This is a genomic window from Xanthomonas sp. WHRI 7064, assembly GCF_040202355.2.
GTDB lineage: Bacteria > Pseudomonadota > Gammaproteobacteria > Xanthomonadales > Xanthomonadaceae > Xanthomonas > Xanthomonas arboricola.
In genome coordinates, this window is sequence record NZ_CP167821.1 from 2,135,043 (window position 1) to 2,153,309 (window position 18,267).

Below are 18,267 nucleotides of genomic sequence, written 5' to 3' on the forward strand. Positions count from 1 at the left end.
AGCGCGCAGGACCGTCCCATGTCTCGCCTCCAGGATCTGCCCGAACTCGAAAAATCCCCCGCCGCCGACATCAAGGTGAAGGGCTGGCCCAGCCTGATGCGCAAGGTGCGCTCGCATGGCGCGGTGGTCATCACCAACCACAATCACCCCGAGGCGGTGGTGGTGGACGCGGAGGAATACCGCCGGCTGGTCAGCCAGGCAAGTGCAGCGATGGCCACCTCGACGCGCGCGCAGTCGCTGCAGGCACTGCAGGCCAGGTTCGATGCACATCTTGCGGCGGTGACCGATGGCGCAGGCCTGGCCCAGGTGATCGGCAAGCCGGCACGCGGGGGCAGCAAGATCACCCTGGGGCCGTCGCTCTAAATCGTGGGGAACATTCTGGTGCTGGCCGGCGTCAACGGTGCCGGCAAGAGTTCGCTGCTGGGCAGCCTGCTGCGGGAAGACGGTGCCACCTGGTTCAACCCGGATGCGTTCACCCGGGAGCTGGTGGAGCAAGGATGGTCACCCGGAGACGCCAATGCGCAAGCCTGGCAGGAAGGCGTGCGGCGGCTGCGTCAGGCCATGGCCGCCGGCCACGACTATGCATTCGAAACCACCCTGGGCGCGACCACCATCCCGCGCCTGCTGCGGCAAGCCTGCGCGACGCACACGGTGGCGGTCTGGTTCTGCGGCCTGTCCAGCGTCGAGCTGCATATCGCACGTGTGGCAGCGCGCGTGGCCGCGGGCGGGCATGCCATCCCCGAGCACAAGATCCGCGAACGTTACGATGCCTCGCGCGCCAACCTGATCGCGCTGTTGCCGCACCTGTCGGTGCTGCATGTCTACGACAACAGCGCGCCTGCCGACGCGACCGGGCAGGTCGCGCCGCTGCTGGTGCTGGAACTGGACCGCAACGGCCTGCAGTACCCGCAAACGCCCGAAGAACTGGCGCAGGTGCCCGATTGGGCCAAGCCCATCGTGATGGCGGCGCTGGAGTTGCGGCAGTCCTGACCGCGCGCTCAGGTACTTGCGGTCTGATCTGCTTCTCACTGACGCTGCCAGACATCCATCGACTCACCCGTAGGAGCGCACCCGGGCGCGACAGGCCATACCGGCAAAGCTCCTCGCGCCAGGTGCGCTCCTACTGGCCTTGCGACAGCAGCGAGAACGCCACGCTGCACGTGTCGGCCTCACCCGTAGGAGCGCACCCGTGCGCGACAGGGCATACCGGGAAAGCTCCTCGCGCCCAGGTGCGCTCCTACTGGCCTTGCGACAGCAGCGAGACGCCATGCTGCACGTCTGAGCTGTAGCGTCACGCAGCGCTGCAACTGCAACGGCGGCGCTTACGCCTTGCCCAGCTTCACCGCTACCGGGTCGCCGGTGAGGTAGCCCACCGCTGCGCCGAAACGGTTCTTGTAGTTGGCGCGGATCAGCGGATCCAACGTGGCCTTGACGGTGTCGTGCAGCGGGCTTTCCCAGTCGCCGGGATGCTGGAAATTGCTCATCACGTAGGTCCAGCCGTGGATCTGGTCGACCGCGTGCAGGCCGGTGGATTCGGCGCCGGCCGGCACCGACAGCACCCGCGTCAGCGTGCCGCTGTCCACGTTGTAGGCCCACAGGAAATTGTTGACGTGCAGGCTACTGTCTTCGCCAATGAACAAGGTGCGTAGCGCTTCGGAGAACTTGAGGTTGTCCGGGTTGGCCAGCCGTTCCGGGTCGGCCAGGTTGCCCAGCGCGTCGGCCTTGGCCAGATCGTGGCCGGTAAGCGCGGCCGGTGCGGCCATGTCGATCGGCACCCAGTCGCTGTGGATCGGCGCGCCGTGGTTGTCGCGCTGGCCGCCACGCAGATTCAGGGCGTACACCGCACCCGCATCCGGGCCTTCCACTTTCACATCGCCCGAGCCGTTGCGCATGCTGGTGACGATGTAGGACATCGCCATGTAGGCGATCTTGTCACGCGCGTTGACGGTGGTGCCTTCGAGCTTGGTGAAGCCCAGGCTGCCGCCGGCCAGCGCCGCGTAGCGATGGGTTTCCAGATAGGTCGCCGCCTTCTCCATGCCCGGCTTGATGCGGATCCAGTTGAAGGTGCCGTTGAACGGGATCTTGGTAAACGACGCATCGCCCGGGTCGCTCAGATGCACGTCGAGGATGTCGGCGGCGGTCAGACGGTCGGCCATGGCCTGGATCTCGGCGCTGGTGGCGTGGCCGAGCTTGATCCAGCGCAACGTGGCCGCGCCCGGGCCCACGCCCGAGGTCTGCTGCCACTTGCCCACATACAATGTGCCGGCCGACAGGTCCGCCTTGCGGTCGGCGATGAACATGAAAAGACCGCCATTGGTGGCGTCATCGCCCATCAGCACGGTGCGCTGGTCGGGCATCACCTGCACCAGCTCGTGCGAGATGCGGCCCAGGCAGTAGTGCTTGCGCACGCTCCCGGTGCCGTCCGGGTGCACGGTGATTTCGGGCAGGTGGCCGTAGTGATACGGGTTGGCTTTTTCCGGGTCGCCGTACAGATGCGTGCTGTAGCTGCGGAACTGGGTGTTGCCGGCCAGCGCGGTGGCGTCGGGTTCGTACTCTTCGCTGGACAGGTGGGTATTCCACGGCGACAGGCTGGCGCCGCAGGTGGTCCAGAGCCCGTGCACCGGCGCGGTGTCGACGTTGTGGTACTTCACCAGCGACAGCTTGCCGGTGGCCGGGTCCTGATCCAGCGTCAGCACCGCGATCGGCGCGGGCAGGTGGCGGTTGGTGTCGTTGCCGGCCTGGTCGCGGGTGGTGTATTCGAACTGCACCACCGCAAACACGTGGTTGCCCTTGACCCCGGGCACCTTGGCATCGGGCAGGGTCAGCAGCGAGGAGCCGTCCGGGCAATCGGAAAAGAACGGGCGTTCGGCACCGGGTTTGGAGCGGTCGATGATCGGCCGATGCTGGATGTCGTAATAGCCACCGGCCAGCACGGTGCCGCCCTTGCCGTCGGGCACCTGGTCGCCGGTGACGAAGAACGGGTGGTACGCAAGCGCATAACGCTGGCTGCTGCCGTCGCTGTGCGCCACCGTCAGCGCCGACCCCACCGTGGTGGTGGCCATCGCCGCGGGGTTGGCCAGGCTGGGTGCGGGCATGCCATGGAACGTGGCCGACACCAGCTGGGTCGGGTTGTCCGACGGCCGCAACGGGTGTGCGGCCAGTGCCGCGCCGCCGAGGTGTTGCAGGGCGGCGGCGCTGGCGCTGCCCAGCGGCAACAGCGGGACGGACGCCAGCAACTGCATCAGGCGGCGGCGGGCGGGATCGGGGGAGGCAGACATCGAAACTCCAGGCAAAGACGACGATCAACGATGGCCGGTGGCGCATCAGCAAGCCGGTCACGCTAGGCCCGAGGTATGACAGTTGTTTGACGGCGAGCTCACCCGTTGGCGGGCGTTCGAACACCTGCCTGCAAGCGAACCCGGCAATACCCGCGCGGGCGACAGGGGCTGCGCAGTGCGGAGCCTGCGAAGTGGTGCATTGCAGCAAAGTACGCCGCCGCGAAAGATCAAGCGCCACGCCGGATTCGGCGCTTTGCCGTGGTTTGACAGGTGCTGCCGGTATTCCAAGCCTATAGCCCGGGCCAATAAGTTGGCCGTCGTTTGGCATACAAGCGCGCGTTGTTGACAGGGTAGGGGAATCACGCAAGCGTACGCCGCCTAATGGCCTGCGGCGTCACGCATCGCCGTGGGGAGAACCACCTGGAGACCTGGATCTTGGACAAGCTGCTTCGTCGTACCTCCGCGCCTGTCGCGCGTCGTGCCCTCTCTCTGGCCACCGCCGCTGCGGTGCTGATGCTGGCCGCCTGCCAAGGCAAGGACACCGCTGCCGAGGCGAGCAAGACCGCGCCGGCCGCCGCTCCTGCCGAGGCGTCCACCACGATCCATCCCGACCAGTGGCCGTCGCCGAAGTGGCCGTTCGTCCAGGACCAGGCCCTGGAGCAGCGCATCACCGATGTGATGGCCAAGATGAGCGTCGAAGAGAAGGTCGCGCAGACCATCCAGGGCGACATCGCCAGCATGACCCCGGACGATGTGCGCAAGTACCGCATCGGCTCGGTGCTGGCCGGCGGCAATTCCGATCCGGGCGGCAAGTACGACGCCAGCCCGGCCGAATGGTTGAAGCTGGCCGACGCCTTCTATGAAGCGTCGATGGACACCTCCAAGGGCGGCAACGCGATTCCGATCATCTTCGGCATCGATGCGGTGCACGGCCAGAGCAACATCGTCGGCGCCACGCTGTTCCCGCACAACATCGGCCTGGGCGCCACGCGCAACCCGGAGCTGATCAAGCAGATCGGCGAAGTCACCGCCGCCGAAACCCGCGTCACCGGCATGGAGTGGACCTTCGCGCCGACCGTGGCGGTGCCGCAGGACGACCGCTGGGGCCGCAGCTACGAGGGCTATTCCGAGTCGCCGGACGTGGTGGCCAGCTTCGCCGGCAAGATGGTCGAAGGCGTGCAGGGCGTGCCGGGCACTCCGCAGTTCCTCGACGGCAGCCACGTGATTTCCTCGGTGAAGCATTTTGTCGGCGACGGCGGCACCACCGACGGCAAGGACCAGGGCGACACCAAGGTGTCCGAAGCCACCATGCGCGATATCCACGCGGCCGGTTACCCGCCGGCGATCGCGGCCGGTGCGCAGACGGTGATGGCCTCGTTCAACAGCTTCAACGGCGAGAAGATGCACGGCAACAAGGTCATGCTGACCGACGTGCTTAAGGGCCGTATGAACTTCGGTGGCTTCGTGGTCGGCGACTGGAACGGCCACGGCCAGGTCAAGGGCTGCACCAACGAAAACTGCCCGGCCTCGTTCATTGCCGGTGTCGACATGGCGATGGCCTCCGACAGCTGGAAGGGCATCTACGAGACCGAACTGGCGGCAGTGAAATCGGGCCAGATCTCGGCCGAGCGCCTGGACGATGCGGTGCGCCGGATCCTGCGCGTCAAGCTGCGCCTGGGCCTGTTCGAAGCCGGCAAGCCGTCCAAGCGCCCGCTCGGTGGCAAGTACGAATTGCTGGGCGCGCCGGAACACCGCGCGATCGCCCGCCAGGCAGTACGCGAGTCGCTGGTGCTGCTGAAGAACCAGGCCGGCATCCTGCCGCTGGATCCGAAAAAGCGCGTGCTGGTGCTGGGCGACGGCGCCAACGACATGGGCAAGCAGTCCGGCGGCTGGACGCTGAACTGGCAGGGCACCGGCACCAAGCGCAGCGACTACCCCAATGGCAACACCATCTGGGAAGGCCTGGACAAGCAGATCAAGGCCGCCGGCGGCAAGGCCGAGCTGGCAGTCGATGGTGCGTACAAGACCAAGCCCGACGTGGCGGTGGTGGTGTTCGGTGAGAACCCGTACGCCGAGTTCCAGGGCGACATCGCCACCCTGCTGTACAAGCCGGGCGACGAGAGCGAGCTGGCGCTGATCAAGAAGCTCAAGGCCGAAGGCATCCCGGTGGTGGCGGTGTTCCTGAGCGGGCGCCCGTTGTGGATGAACCAGTACATCAACGCCGCCGATGCCTTCGTCGCCGCCTGGTTGCCGGGTTCGGAAGGTGAGGGCATTGCCGACGTGCTGCTGCGCAAGGCCGATGGCACGGTACAGAACGACTTCAAGGGCAAGCTGAGCTTCTCCTGGCCCAAGACCGCGGTGCAGTTCGCCAACAACGTCGGGCAGAAGGATTACGACCCGCAGTTCAAGTTCGGCTTTGGCCTGACCTATGCCGACAAGGGCGACCTGGCCGCGTTGCCGGAGGAATCGGGCGTGTCCGGCGAGCAGTCGGTGGGCGGGGTGTACTTCGTGCGCGGCAAGCCGGCACTGGGCATTGCGATGCAGCTGTCCAATGCCGGCCAGGCCAACATGCCGGCGACTACGCTGCCGGTGGGTCTGTCCGATGGCAGCCTGAAGATGACCGCGGTCGACCACAAGGCGCAGGAAGATGCACGGCGTCTGGTCTGGTCCGGTGCCAAGGCCTCCAGCGTATTGCTGGTGTCTGGCAAGCCGGTCGATGTCTCGCGTGAGAGCAACGGCGATGTTCAGTTGCAGCTGACCGTGCGCCGCGATAGCGCGGTGACCGCGCCGGTGTGGCTGGGCGTGGGCTGTGGCGACAAGTGCGGCGGCCGCGTCGATGCGCAGAAGACTCTGGCCGCGCTGCCGCAAGGCCAGTGGAAGGTGGTGGGCGTGCCGTTGAAGTGCTTCGCAGTGGCCGGTGCGGATGTGACCAAGCTGACCCAGGTCGCCAGCATCGAAAGCGCTGCGGCGCTGGACCTGTCGGTGTCGAAGATCGCGCTGGGCGCACTCAACGAGGCCGAAGTCACGCTCGACTGCCCGGTCAAGTAAGCAGCACACCCGCAGGCGCGCTTGCGGGTATGCCCAGGTAAGAACCACATACATGCGTCGCCGGCCCCGGCGACGTGTTACAGCGGCCACCCTCAGCGGTGGTGTCATCAGCCGCCGCGGGACGCGCGCGTCGATCGGCCGGGACGGCCTGCAGCTGCGGTTCGCCGCGCTGCTGCCACGCACGTAGTGCGGGCGGCGGCAGTCTGCAGACCTGTCCGGTCCACGACGCTCAGCCCAGAGCCAGACAGGAGAGTGCAGTGGGTTTGGCGACGTTGGATATCGTGATTGTGCTGGTCTATCTGACCGGCATCTTCGTGCTCGCGCAGTGGGTCTCGCGCGAGAAGGCAGGTCACAGCAAGAGCGCCGAGGATTACTTCCTGGCCAGCAAGTCGTTGCCGTGGTGGGCGATCGGCGCCTCGCTGATCGCCGCGAACATCTCGGCCGAACAGATCATCGGCATGGCCGGTTCCGGTTATGCGATCGGCCTGGCGATCGCCTCCTACGAGTGGATGGCGGCGCTGACACTGCTGATCGTGGGCAAGTTCTTCCTGCCGATCTTCCTGCGCAACGGCATCTACACCATGCCGCAGTTCCTGGAACAGCGGTACGGCAAGTGGATCCGCACGCTGATGGCGGTGTTCTGGCTGCTGCTGTACGTGTTCGTCAATCTCACCTCGATCCTGTGGCTGGGGTCGATCGCGGTCAGCCAGGTCACCGGCATGGACCAGACCCTGGCGCTGGCGTTGATCGGCGTATTCGCGCTGGTCTACCAGCTGTACGGCGGTCTGAAGGCGGTAGCGCTGACCGACATCGTGCAGGTCACGCTGCTGGTGCTGGGCGGCCTGCTGGTGGCCGGGCTGACCCTGGCGCGGATCGGCGACGGTGCCGGCGTGCTGGCCGGCTTCAAGCACCTGTGGAGTGCGCACCCGGAGCACTTCCACATGATCCTGAGCAAGGACAACCCGTTCTACAAGGACCTGCCCGGCCTGAGCGTGCTGCTGGGCGGTCTGTGGGTGATGAACATCAGTTACTGGGGTTTCAACCAGTACATCATCCAGCGCGCGCTGGCGGCCAAGAACATCGGCGAGGCGCAGAAGGGCATGGTGTTCGCCGCGTTCCTGAAGCTGCTGATGCCGTTGGTGATCGTGGTGCCGGGCATCGCCGCGGTGGTGCTGGCGCCGGACCTGGCCAAGCCCGACCAGGCCTATCCGACCATGATGCAGTTGTTGCCGACCGGCATCCTGGGCCTGGTGTTCGCGGCGCTGGTGGCGGCGATCGTGGCCTCGCTGGCCTCCAAGATCAACTCGGTGGCGACGATCTTCACCCTGGATTTCTACGCCAAGTTCCGCCCGCAGACCGAGCAGAAGCAACTGGTGCGCGTGGGTCGCATCGTGGCGATCGTGGCGGTGGTGATCGGCATCCTGACCGCGCGGCCGTTGCTGGGCAACTTCGATCAGGGCTTTCAGTTCATCCAGGAATTCACCGGCTTCTTTACGCCTGGCGTGGTGGTGATCTTCATGCTCGGCCTGTTCTGGAAGCGCGCCAATGAAGCCGGCGCACTGACCGCGGCGATCGGCTCGGTAGTGCTGTCGTTCGCGCTCAAGTTCGCCTGGCCGGAACTGCCGTTCATGGACCGCATCGGCGTGGTGTTCGTGGCGGCGCTGGTGCTGGCGGTGCTGGTGTCGTTGATGACCGCGCCCACCCAGGCGCGCGACCTGATCCGTACCGACGATGTGGCTTACGGCACCACGCTGGGCTTCAAGGTCGGCGCGATCGGAGTGGTGGTGATCCTGATCGCGCTGTACGCGGTGTTCTGGTAATCGCTCGAGCGATCCGCTGAGATTGGCTGTACGCAATGCGGCGCGACACTCAGGTGTCGCGCCGCATTGCGTTTGCACCTTGTGCTGCTGCCGTTTACACCCGCGCCGCGGCCAGGCTTGCGGCGAGCAGGTTAACCGGCGCTTCAAACTGCTCATACCACGGCGTCTGCAGCCAGGTTTCCAATGCGGCCGCCGGCATCGGTTTGGCGATCCAGTAGCCCTGGCCTTCGTCGCAGCCCCAGGCACGCAACTGCGTGTAGGCCTCTGCCGACTCGATGCCTTCGGCGACCACGCGCTGGCCCAGGCTGTGGCCGAGCTGGATCATCGCCGGTACCAGGGTGCGGTCGGTGCGGTTGTCCGGCAACGAGCGGATGAAGGACTGATCGATCTTCAACGAGCTGGCCGGCAATTGCTTGAGATAGCTGAAATTGCTGTAGCCGGTGCCGAAGTCGTCGATGGCGATATGCACGCCCAGCGCCGCGATGGCCGCCAATTGCTCGGCCAGATGCTCGGGGTGGCGGATCATCGCGCTTTCGGTGAATTCGATCTCCAGCCGGCGCGGATCCAGGTTGTGGCGTTCCAGGCCACGCCGCAGCAGGCCGACGAATCCGGGCCGGTCCAGATCGGCGGCCGACACGTTCAGGGCCAGATTGAAATCCAGTCCCTGTTGCTGCCAGCGCGCGGCCTGGGCGATGCCGTTGTCGATGACCCAGGCGGTGATGCGGTTGATCAATGCGGTTTTTTCGGCCATCGGCACGAAGTCGGCGGGCATCACCGGGCCGATCATCGGATGCTGCCAGCGCAGCAGCGCCTCCACTCCGACGCAGCGGTGATCGTGCAGGTCCACGCGCGGCTGGTAGTGCAGGCGCAGCTGGCTGGCGCTGTCCAGCGCGGCGGGCAGGGAAGCCAGCAGGCGGAAGGTGTTGCGCTGGGCCACGTCGTGCTTGCGCTCGTACATGCTCCACGGCACGCCGCGTTCGCGCGAGATATCCACCGAGGTGGTCAGCGAGCGGATGGTGTCGGCCGCGCCATAGCTGGTCTGCAGTGAGACCGCGCCGATCGAGGCCACTGCGGTATGCGGAATGCCCTGATGTTCCAGTGTCTCGGCAAAGGCCTTGGAGACCTTGGTGCACAGCGCGGACAGACGCTGCGTTTCGGCCTGGGCCAGAAAACCGAAGGTGGTCGGGTCCAGCCGATACAGCGCGGTACCGGCGGGCAGATAGGCCGCCAGCCGACGCTGGGCGATGGCCACATAACCGTCGGCGTAATCCCAGCCCAGCGCTTTGACCATGTCGCGGAAGTAATCGCTGCCGCAGATGTCGACCGCCACCGCGGTGGTGGCCGGCGCGCTGTCGCGTTGCGACAGCCAGGCATCCAGGTCTTCGGCAAAGCGCGACCGATTGGGCAGCCCGGTCGGGCCGTCGCGGTAGGTGGTGCTGCGCAGGTTTTCCACCCGCAGCACCGCCAGGTCGCGCAGGCCTTCCAGCTGGGTGATCGCTTCGGCGTCCAGGCCCGGACGCGGGCTGGTCCCGATCACACACAAGGTGCCGATGCGGTGGCCGTCGCGCAGCGTCAGCGGCGCGCCGGCGTAGAAGCGGATGAAGGGTGGCCCCAGCACCAGCGGGTTGTGGCAAAAGCGCGGATCCAGTTGCGCGTCGGGCACCACCATCACCTCGGGGGCGCGGATCGCATGCGCACAGAACGCCTGGTCACGCGGCGTTTCCTGCGGTTCCAGGCCGATGCGGGCCTTGAACCACTGACGATGCTCGTCCACCAGCGACACCAGCGCGATTTCTGCGCCAAGGTTGCGGGCGGCCATGGCGGCGATGGTCTCGAACACCGGGTCCGGCGGCGAGTCCAGCAGGCACAGGCCACGCAGGACGGACAACCGGGTCGACTCGTCGACCACGGGCGGAGGAGGGGACTTGGCGGGAGCGAGCGCGGATTGCATGCGCTTCTATCGGCCTGGAGCGTAATCCCTTGACCGATCGCGCTGGGCGCCGTTCAGTTGAAGCGGGGCTTGCCACGCGATGGCTGCGACTGAGCCGCTGCCGCGACGACAGCTGCGCGATGGCATCAGGCCACAGTATGCGGCGAGAGCCAGGCGCCAGGCCCGCGGTCGCTCTGACTCCCACGTCATGCGTGATGTAAGCAAACGTGCGGCGTCGCGGTCGGCGCTGGCGCACGGCCGCTAAACATTGGCGACGCCTTGCCGATCACTGAGGGTGCGCCTGCTTCGTTGCCCCACAACAACGTAATCGTTCAGCGCGCTTGTTTCGGCGCTTGTTCGATATGTGACAGGGGTTGCATCGGCTGACACGTCAAATTGACACAGTGTTCACGCGCACTGTGGGTGCCGCCATTGCTCGTCGTCCTCCCCTCTGTCTGGAAAATCGATCGTGAAATCACCGTTGTCTCGTTTTGCCCGCCGCATGCTGCTGGTCGTTGCAGGCCTGGCAGTGTCGTCTGCCGCACACGCGGGGCTGTCGGTGTCCGGCACACAACTACGTGAGTCCAATGGCAACACCGTGGTCTTGCGTGGCGTCAATCTGCCGCACGCCTGGTATGCAAGCCGTACCGACGCGGCCCTGGCTGCCATCGCTGCCACCGGCGCCAATAGCGTGCGCGTGGTGCTCAGTTCCGGTTATCGCTGGAACCGCACACCGGAGGCCGAGGTGTCGCGCATCATCGCGCGTTGCAAAAGCCTGGGCCTGATCGCGGTGCTGGAAGTGCACGACACCACCGGCTATGGCGAAGACGGCGCTGCCGCTGGCCTGGCCCACGCTACTGCGTACTGGACCAGCATCCGCAAGGCGCTGATCGGCAACGAAGACCAGGTCATCATCAACATCGGCAACGAGCCGTTCGGCAATCAGTTGAGCGCCAGCGAATGGGTCAACGGCCATGCAACCGCGATCGCCGCATTGCGCAAGGCCGGACTGACCCACGCCCTGATGGTGGATGCGCCGAACTGGGGCCAGGACTGGAAGTTCTACATGCGCGACAACGCTGCGGCGTTGCTGGCGCGCGACAGCCGCCGCAACCTGATCTTCAGCGTGCACATGTACGAAGTGTTCGGCAGCGATGCGACGGTCAACAATTATCTGCGCGCCTTCCGCGATAAAAAGCTGGCGCTGGTGGTCGGCGAGTTCGGTGGAGACCATCGCGGCGCGCACGTGGACGAGGCAGCGATCATGCGCCGTGCCCGCGAATACAACGTCGGCTATCTGGGCTGGTCGTGGTCGGGCAATGACAGCAGCACGCAATCGCTGGACATCGCAATCGGCTGGAACGCTACGCGCCTCAGCAGCTGGGGGCGCAACCTGATCCTCGGCGCCGATGGCATCACCGCGACCTCGCGCAGGGCGAGCGTGTTCGGGCCACGTTGAGAGTGACGCCCTGCGGTCAGCGTCTTTGGTTTTTCGGGATGGGTGGATAGTTAGCTGCCGAGCTGCCGAGCTGCGGCCTGGCTGCGGGGCCCTTGCCCGCCCACCATCGCAGGACACGCCGCAAGTACGTACTTGTAGGCTCTTACGCGGCATCCATGCCGCGTAAGTTCCCGCGACGGTGAGCGGGCAAGGACCAGTTGAGATGGTCGGTGCGCATGACACAAGCGATGTGCTGTAAGCACTGTTCGGATAATTGCGCGTCCAGTCATTTTCCAAACGTAAGCCGGGGAGCTTTTCAAGAAAGCAGCCGATCAACTCTCTGGCGCGGTGTCCTTACCGGTTGCGGGACCCTTGGCGGCATGGATGCCGCCAAGGAGCCTCCATGGATGGATTCACGGCGTGTCCCGCAAGCGGCGAGGGCACCGCGCTCTCGACTCACCGAGCTTTTGACTCAGTGTCGGATCGAACCAAAAAACAACGCCGTGTTTGAATGGATCAAGCCTGGAATAGCACCTGAAAAACGCCACGGTTCAACGTTTCGTTGTCAGGCCTCAACGCCCGGGCTCGCGTAACGGCCCCGGGCTTGGACGCTTGGTCAGCTTGCGCTGCAGCGAGCGACGGTGCATGCCGAGCAGGCGGGCGGCGGCGGAGACATTGCCGCCGGTCTCGTGCAGCGCCTGCTGGATGTGCTCCCACTGCAGGCGGCTGAGCGGTGTCATCATTTCCCGCGCGGTTTCTTCTTCGTCCGGCTCCGGCAGCTCGTCGTCCTCTTCGCCCAGCGCCCGCATGATGGTGGGGATATTGGCCGGCTTGGGCAGGTAGTCGTCGGCGCCGAGCTTGATCGCCTCCACCGCAGTGGCGATGCTCGCATAGCCGGTGACCAGCAGAATGCGCATGTCGGCGCGGATCTCGCGCAGCGGCTGGATCAGGCTCAGACCGGAATCGTGGCCGAGCTTGAGATCGATCAAGGCGAAATCGGGCAGGGCGCTGCGTGCGGTCGACAGGGCACTGGCCGCGTCGGTGGCGGTCAAGGTTTCCACGCCGCGGCGGGCGAGGCTGCGCTGCAGCGTGCGCAGGTACAAGGTGTCGTCGTCGACCAGCAGGCCGGTACGCAGGGGAGTGCTTGTCATGCGAGTGCCTCGTGTTCGGAGAGCGGCAGACGGAAACCGACGCGGGCGCCGCTGCCTTCGGCGGGCAGCATCCACAACTCGCCCTGCAGCCGCTCGACGGTAGCGTGCGAGAGCGCCAACCCGACTCCCATGCCGTCGTGCTTGCCGCTGTTGAATAAAGTGCCCGGCAGCATGGCCTGCGAGGTGTCGAAGCCCGGCCCGTAGTCGCGGACTTCGCCGCTGAGATGGTCCTGCTCCACGCGCAGGGTGAGATCGATCTGCGGCCGGCCGGCGCGTTCGCCGGCATCGGCCGCATTGTTGAGCAGCACCATCAGCAGATGGCTGACGCCCGGCTGCAGCAGCAGGCGCATCGGTGCGTCGTCGTTGCGGCGCAGCTCGATGGTCGGGCGTACCAGCCGCCATTGTTCCAGCACGTCCTTGACCGCCACCTCGCGGCTGAGGTGGCCGTTGTCGGCCGGTGCGGCCAGCGCCAGCACGCGCTCGTGGCACTGCACCAGCAGTTCGCGCAGGGTGTCCAGATCCTCGCGCAATTCGCCCTGGTCGCATTGGTCGGCGATGTCGTCGACCAGCAGGGTCATCGTCGCCAGTGGCGTGTTGAGTTCATGTGCCACCGAGGCGGCATGCGTGGCCAGCGCGACGATGCCCTCGTTACGCGCAAAGCGCTCGCGCAGCGTGGAGATCTCGCGCTCGCGTTCGCGCATCGACAAGGCCAGCCGGGTGGCAAAGGCCAGCACCACCACCGTCGACAGCAGGAAGTTGGCTGCCATGCCCCACATGTGCAGGCTGAGCGGGTCGAAGCTGCCGTAGGGCAGCGGCAGGCCGAACGCCGCACTGATCACATAGCCGGCGACACAGGACGCCGCCACGGCCATCGCCCAGCCCAGCGGCAGGGCCAGCGCGGCCAGCGCGATCAGCACTAGGAACAGCGAGCCGAACGGGTTGGCGATGCCGCCGCTCCAGCCCACCATCCAGGTCAGCACGGTGACATCGACCAGGATATGGCCGAACTCGGTGGCCGGGCTGACCGCGCCACGGTGGGCCACCCGCAATTGCGCATACAGGTTGAACACCGCCAGTGCGGCCACGCCGGCCCACAAGGGTTGCTGCGGCAGGTCCAGGCCCATCAGGCCGGTGGCGACCAGGATGGTGGCGGCCTGGCCGGCGGTAGCCAGCCAGCGCAGGCTGCACAGGGTCCGCAGGAAGGAGGCGTCTGAGGAATTCATCACGGCAATGCTATGCGCTCGGGGGCGTGGCGGCCTGCGACAAACCGTCGCATCGGCCCGGAAGACGACCCGCGCAGCGCTTCAGCTGTGAGCGGACCGATGACAGGCTAAAATACCGCGATGTACGACGCCGTGACTCGCCCAACCCCTCCCGCCGACGCCACCGCCTGGCCGCGCCGCATCACCCAGGCCGTCAAGATCGGCAGCGTGACTGTGGGCGGCGGCCACCCGGTGGTCGTCCAGTCGATGACCAATACCGATACCGCCGACATCGCCGGCAGCGTCAAGCAGGTGGCCGACCTGTGGCGCGCCGGCTCGGAAATGGTGCGCCTGACCGTCAACAACGCCGAGTCGGCCGCGGCCATTCCGCGCATCGTCGACAAGCTGCGCATGATGGGGATCGAGGTGCCGTTGATCGGCGATTTCCATTACAACGGTCACCAGTTGCTCGCCGCCGAGCCGGCCTGCGCCGAAGCGCTGGCCAAGTACCGCATCAATCCGGGCAATGTCGGCTTCGGCAAGAAGAAGGACCTGCAGTTCGCGCAGTTGATCGAGTTCGCGATCAAGTACGACAAACCGGTGCGCATCGGCGCCAACTGGGGCTCGCTGGACCAGTCGCTGGCTGCGCAGCTGATGGACGAGAACTCGCAACGCGCCACGCCCTGGGATGCCGGTCGCGTGCTGCGCGAGGCCTTGATCCGTTCGGCAGTGGATTCGGCCGAGCGCGCGGTGGAGCTGGGGCTGGCGCGCGAGCGCATCATCCTGTCGGCCAAGGTATCCGGTGTGCAGGAGCTGATCGCGGTGTATCGCGACATGGCGAGCCGCTGCGACTTTGCGCTGCATCTGGGCCTGACCGAGGCCGGCATCGGCAGCAAGGGCATCGTGGCCTCGGCTGCGGCGCTGAGCGTGCTGCTGCAGGAAGGCATCGGCGACACCATCCGCATCTCGCTGACGCCGGAACCGGGCCAGTCGCGCACCCAGGAAGTGATCGTCGCGCAGGAACTGCTGCAGACCACCGGCCAGCGCGCCTTCACGCCGATGGTCACGGCCTGCCCGGGCTGCGGCCGCACCACCTCCGAGTTCTTCCAGGAACTGGCCGGCGTGGTGCAGAACCATGTGCGCGCCAAGATGCCGGAGTGGAAGATCAGCAACCCCGGCGCGGAAAACATGACCCTGGCGGTGATGGGCTGCGTGGTCAATGGGCCGGGCGAATCGCGCCACGCCAACATCGGCATCTCGTTGCCGGGCACCGGCGAGGCGCCGTCGGCGCCGGTGTTCATCGATGGCGAAAAAAGCGTCACCTTGCGTGGCGAAAACATCGCCTACGAGTTCATCGATCTGATCGATCAGTACGTCGAACGCACCTATGTCCGCCGCGCCGGCTGAATCGCCGGCCGGTTTTAGGGGATGGCTGCGTAGCAATGCGTGGCGCATGGCATTGCTGTTTGCCGGCGTGCTGTTGCCCTTGGGCTTGTTCGTCGACCTGGCCGACGAAGTCCACGAGCTGGAAAATTTCTATTTCGACGAGCCCCTGCTGTGGAGCATGCGCAGCATCGCCACGCCGGGGCTGGATGCGTTTTTCGGGGTGATCTCCAAGATCGGCTACCAATACGGGGTGATCCCGGCCGATATCGCCATCGTGCTGGTGTTGCTGATGTTGCGGCGCTGGCGCGAGGGAACCTTTGCCGCACTCGGCTTTGGTGGCTCGGCCTTGTTGAACATGGGCGCCAAGCAGGTGTTCCAGCGCGACCGCCCGAGCCTGTGGGAATCGATCGCCCCGGAAAGCACTTTCAGCTTTCCCAGCGGTCATGCGATGGGCTCGATGACGCTCGCTGCGGTGCTCATCGCGCTGGCCTGGAACACGCGCTGGCGCTGGCCGGTGACCATTGCCGCCAGCCTGTTCGCGGTATTGGTCGGCGTGTCGCGGATCTACCTGGGCGTGCATTATCCCTCCGACATCCTGGGCGGCTGGTCGGCCGCGCTGGTATGGGTGGTCGGGCTGTATCTGGTGATGTTTCGCGGCGCACGGCGGCCGCATTGGCGCCGCCATCTCACCTCGGCCTGAGGGCACGGCCGCGCGACGTCGAACGTGGTCGGCGCAGGCGTGTGACCGGGACTGGCGCAGACCGGCACGGCGTTCGACTCAGTAACGACGTACGCGCTCCCGGCGCCACAACTGCAGCCCGATCACGCTGCCGATCGCGGCCAGCAGAATCATGTAATACGCCGGTCCCATCGGGTGCTGCTTGAGCAACATCACCACCACCAGCGGGGTCAGGCCACCGAATACCGCATAGCCCAGGTTGTAGGCGAACGACACGCCGGACAGGCGCACCACCGGCGGAAACGCTTCGACCATGACGCGCGGAACCGCCCCCAGGACGCCGAGCGCCGCGCCCAGCAGGGCGTACAGCGGAAACAGCAACTGCGGATCACCGGCCAGGCGATAGAACAGCCAGGCGCTGGCGCCCAGGAACACGCTGCCGGCAAGCAGCACACGTCCATTGCCGCAGCGATCGGACAAGGCGCCGGCCACGATCGAGCCGACCGCCTGCAACAGGACCGCGAGCAGGTTGGCCTGCAAGGCGACCGCTGCCGGGTAGTGGTACGCGCTCTGCAACAGCGTTGGCGTCATCAACGACACCACCAGCACCCCGGCTGCCACCATCCAGGTCAGCCACAACGACTGCGCCACACTGCGTGGATGATCGCGCAGCACCAGTTTGAGCGGCGTTTCACGCGCGACGGCACGCATCGCCATCAGCTCGACGAACACCGGCGTTTCGTGCAGCCAACGCCGCAGATACACGGAAAGCAGGCCGAAGAGGCCGCCGGCCAAAAACGGCAGGCGCCAGGCATAGTCGGCGATTTCCTGCGGCGTGAAAGCGCGATTGATCGCCCCGGCGCTGAGCGAACCGAGCAACACCCCGGCGGCCAGGCCGGCGGTCAGTGTTCCGCAAGCCAGTCCCCTGCGTTGCGCAGGCACGTGCTCTGCGACGAAGACCCATGCACTGGGAACTTCGCCGCCGATGGCCGCGCCCTGCAGCAACCGCATCGTCAGCAGCAGTAGCGGGGCGGCCAGGCCGATCTGCGCATAGGTCGGCAGCACGCCGATGGCCAGCGTTGGCAAGGCCATCAACCCGATGCTCAGCGCGAACATGCGCTTGCGACCGAGCAGATCGCCGAAGTGCGCCATCACGATCCCGCCCAGCGGACGGATCAGGTAGCCGGCAGCAAAGATGCCGAAAGTCTGCAACTGCCGCATCCAGTCCGGTATGCCTGGCGGAAAGAACAGCTCTCCCAGCACCGTCGCGAAGAAGATGAAGATGATGAAGTCGTAGAATTCCAGCGCGCCGCCCAGGGCGGACAGGCCCAGCGTCTTGTAGTCGCCGCGTGTGAGCTGGCTTGCGGGTGCAGTGCCTGTTGCGGAAGGGGTCTTCAAGGCATGACATCCTGTGGCAGGTGCTCGCGCGCATGCGCGTGCTGGAGCAGTGAGGTAGGCGTCGTCAGTGGCATCGCTGCGGCAACGCGCAGCTTGCACGCTCGCCCGCCACGGCCGGGCGCGTGCACTTCGGGAAAGGCGCGCTGGCTGCGCCTTCGGTGCCGATCAGTCGCGCACACTTGCGTGCGCAGCCGCTTCGGCATGCAGTGCGGTGGTGTCGAACAACGGCAGCTGCGCATCGCTGCTGTCCACCAGCAGCGAAATCTCGGTGCAGCCCAGGATGATCGCTTGCGCACCCTCCTGGCCGAGGTCGGCCATGACCTGGCGGAAATAGCCGCGCGACTCCGGCCGGATGATGCCCTGGCAGAGTTCGTCGTAAATCACTCGATGCCGTTGCGCGCGTGCGTCGGCCGGCGGTACCAGCACCTGCAGGCCACGCGCAGCCAGGCGCTCGCGATAGAACGGCTGTTCCATGGTGAAACGCGTGCCGAGCAGCCCGACCCGGGTGACCCCCGCGGCAATCAACGCATCGGCGGTGGCATCGGCGATATGCAGCAATGGCAGCGGCGTTGCGGAGGTGATCGCATCGGCAACGCAATGCATGGTGTTGGTGCACAGCACCAGGAAGTCGGCACCGCCGGCATGCAGCGCGCGCGCCGCTGCCGCCATTGCCTGGCCTGCGCCGTCCCAGTCGCCGGCGTGTTGCAGGCGCTCGATCTCATGGAAATTGACGCTGTACAGCAACAGCCTGGCCGAATGCAGGCCGCCGCAGGCCAGGCCCACCCGCTGGTTGATGATGCGGTAATAGGGCAGGGTGGATTCCCAGCTCATGCCGCCGATCAGGCCGATGGTTTTGCTTGGAACCGGCATGCCGACCTCACCTTGGAACAGTCAACGAAGTGCGTGCGCATCGCCCCTTCAATGGCCGGGGAGCGCG

At 66.2% G+C, this 18,267-nt stretch carries 13 protein-coding genes; 7 read left to right on the forward strand and 6 right to left on the reverse strand.

The window, feature by feature from the left end:
• Positions 1-18: 18 nt before the first annotated feature.
• Entirely contained in the window at positions 19-363 is a 345-nt protein-coding gene (locus ABQY74_RS09325) for a type II toxin-antitoxin system prevent-host-death family antitoxin (protein WP_349794617.1), read from the forward strand.
• Positions 364-366: 3 nt separating this feature from the next.
• Positions 367-990 carry an AAA family ATPase gene (locus ABQY74_RS09330; protein ID WP_167703997.1) on the forward strand — a complete coding sequence of 208 codons (624 nt, stop codon included), beginning with the start codon at positions 367-369 and terminating at the stop codon, positions 988-990.
• Between the two features lie 332 nt (positions 991-1,322).
• On the opposite strand, the gene ABQY74_RS09335 is transcribed toward ABQY74_RS09330, so the two are convergent.
• Positions 1,323-3,278 carry an alkaline phosphatase PhoX gene (locus ABQY74_RS09335; protein WP_349794615.1) on the reverse strand — a complete coding sequence of 652 codons (1,956 nt, stop codon included), beginning with the start codon at positions 3,276-3,278 and terminating at the stop codon, positions 1,323-1,325.
• Positions 3,279-3,713: 435 nt separating this feature from the next.
• On the opposite strand from ABQY74_RS09335, the gene ABQY74_RS09340 reads away from it, so the two are divergent.
• Both ABQY74_RS09340 and ABQY74_RS09345 read left to right on the forward strand, forming a co-directional pair.
• Entirely contained in the window at positions 3,714-6,326 is a 2,613-nt protein-coding gene (locus tag ABQY74_RS09340) for an exo 1,3/1,4-beta-D-glucan glucohydrolase (protein ID WP_104601347.1), read from the forward strand.
• A 257-nt stretch (positions 6,327-6,583) separates the two neighbouring features.
• A complete protein-coding gene (locus ABQY74_RS09345) occupies positions 6,584-8,146 on the forward strand; it encodes a sodium/sugar symporter (RefSeq protein ID WP_039509865.1) in 1,563 nt (520 codons plus the stop codon).
• Between the two features lie 94 nt (positions 8,147-8,240).
• Here the strand turns inward: ABQY74_RS09345 and ABQY74_RS09350 are convergent, their stop codons facing one another.
• Entirely contained in the window at positions 8,241-10,097 is a 1,857-nt protein-coding gene (locus ABQY74_RS09350) for a GGDEF and EAL domain-containing protein (protein WP_349780029.1), read from the reverse strand.
• Positions 10,098-10,578: 481 nt separating this feature from the next.
• Here ABQY74_RS09350 and ABQY74_RS09355 point away from each other — a divergent pair, with 481 nt between their 5' ends.
• Positions 10,579-11,535, forward strand: a complete 957-nt coding sequence (locus ABQY74_RS09355; RefSeq protein WP_349794638.1) for a glycoside hydrolase family 5 protein — start codon at positions 10,579-10,581, stop codon at positions 11,533-11,535.
• 551 nt (positions 11,536-12,086) lie between these two features.
• Here the strand turns inward: ABQY74_RS09355 and ABQY74_RS09360 are convergent.
• A complete protein-coding gene (locus tag ABQY74_RS09360; RefSeq protein ID WP_016903100.1) occupies positions 12,087-12,665 on the reverse strand; it encodes a response regulator transcription factor in 579 nt (192 codons plus the stop codon).
• Entirely contained in the window at positions 12,662-13,888 is a 1,227-nt protein-coding gene (locus ABQY74_RS09365) for an ATP-binding protein (RefSeq protein WP_016903101.1), read from the reverse strand. The genes ABQY74_RS09360 and ABQY74_RS09365 overlap by 4 nt, the downstream gene beginning before the upstream one ends.
• Positions 13,889-14,008: 120 nt before the next feature.
• Here ABQY74_RS09365 and ispG point away from each other — a divergent pair, with 120 nt between their 5' ends.
• Positions 14,009-15,274, forward strand: coding sequence for a flavodoxin-dependent (E)-4-hydroxy-3-methylbut-2-enyl-diphosphate synthase (gene ispG, locus ABQY74_RS09370; RefSeq protein ID WP_016903102.1), 1,266 nt, complete (start codon positions 14,009-14,011; stop codon positions 15,272-15,274).
• Complete coding sequence (locus tag ABQY74_RS09375; protein WP_016903103.1) at positions 15,255-15,953, forward strand: phosphatase PAP2 family protein; 699 nt, start codon at positions 15,255-15,257, stop codon at positions 15,951-15,953. The genes ispG and ABQY74_RS09375 overlap by 20 nt, the downstream gene beginning before the upstream one ends.
• Positions 15,954-16,031: 78 nt before the next feature.
• Here ABQY74_RS09375 and ABQY74_RS09380 read toward each other — a convergent pair whose 3' ends face one another.
• A complete protein-coding gene (locus ABQY74_RS09380) occupies positions 16,032-17,330 on the reverse strand; it encodes an MFS transporter (protein WP_349794612.1) in 1,299 nt (432 codons plus the stop codon).
• A gap of 165 nt (positions 17,331-17,495) precedes the next feature.
• Positions 17,496-18,200, reverse strand: coding sequence for an aspartate/glutamate racemase family protein (locus ABQY74_RS09385; RefSeq protein WP_349794609.1), 705 nt, complete (start codon positions 18,198-18,200; stop codon positions 17,496-17,498).
• Positions 18,201-18,267 lie beyond the last annotated feature (67 nt).

Excerpts from the sequence above, each read along its gene's own strand:
- ABQY74_RS09325 (WP_349794617.1), top strand. The coding sequence starts at position 19 with ATGTCTCGCCTCCAGGATCTGCCCGAACTCGAAAAATCCCCCGCCGCC.
- ABQY74_RS09335 (WP_349794615.1), bottom strand. The coding sequence starts at position 3,278 with ATGTCTGCCTCCCCCGATCCCGCCCGCCGCCGCCTGATGCAGTTGCTG.
- ABQY74_RS09350 (WP_349780029.1), bottom strand. The coding sequence starts at position 10,097 with ATGCAATCCGCGCTCGCTCCCGCCAAGTCCCCTCCTCCGCCCGTGGTC.
- ABQY74_RS09355 (WP_349794638.1), top strand. The coding sequence starts at position 10,579 with ATGCTGCTGGTCGTTGCAGGCCTGGCAGTGTCGTCTGCCGCACACGCG.
- ABQY74_RS09360 (WP_016903100.1), bottom strand. The coding sequence starts at position 12,665 with ATGACAAGCACTCCCCTGCGTACCGGCCTGCTGGTCGACGACGACACC.
- ABQY74_RS09365 (WP_016903101.1), bottom strand. The coding sequence starts at position 13,888 with ATGAATTCCTCAGACGCCTCCTTCCTGCGGACCCTGTGCAGCCTGCGC.
- ispG (WP_016903102.1), top strand. The coding sequence starts at position 14,009 with ATGTACGACGCCGTGACTCGCCCAACCCCTCCCGCCGACGCCACCGCC.
- ABQY74_RS09375 (WP_016903103.1), top strand. The coding sequence starts at position 15,255 with ATGTCCGCCGCGCCGGCTGAATCGCCGGCCGGTTTTAGGGGATGGCTG.
- ABQY74_RS09385 (WP_349794609.1), bottom strand. The coding sequence starts at position 18,200 with ATGCCGGTTCCAAGCAAAACCATCGGCCTGATCGGCGGCATGAGCTGG.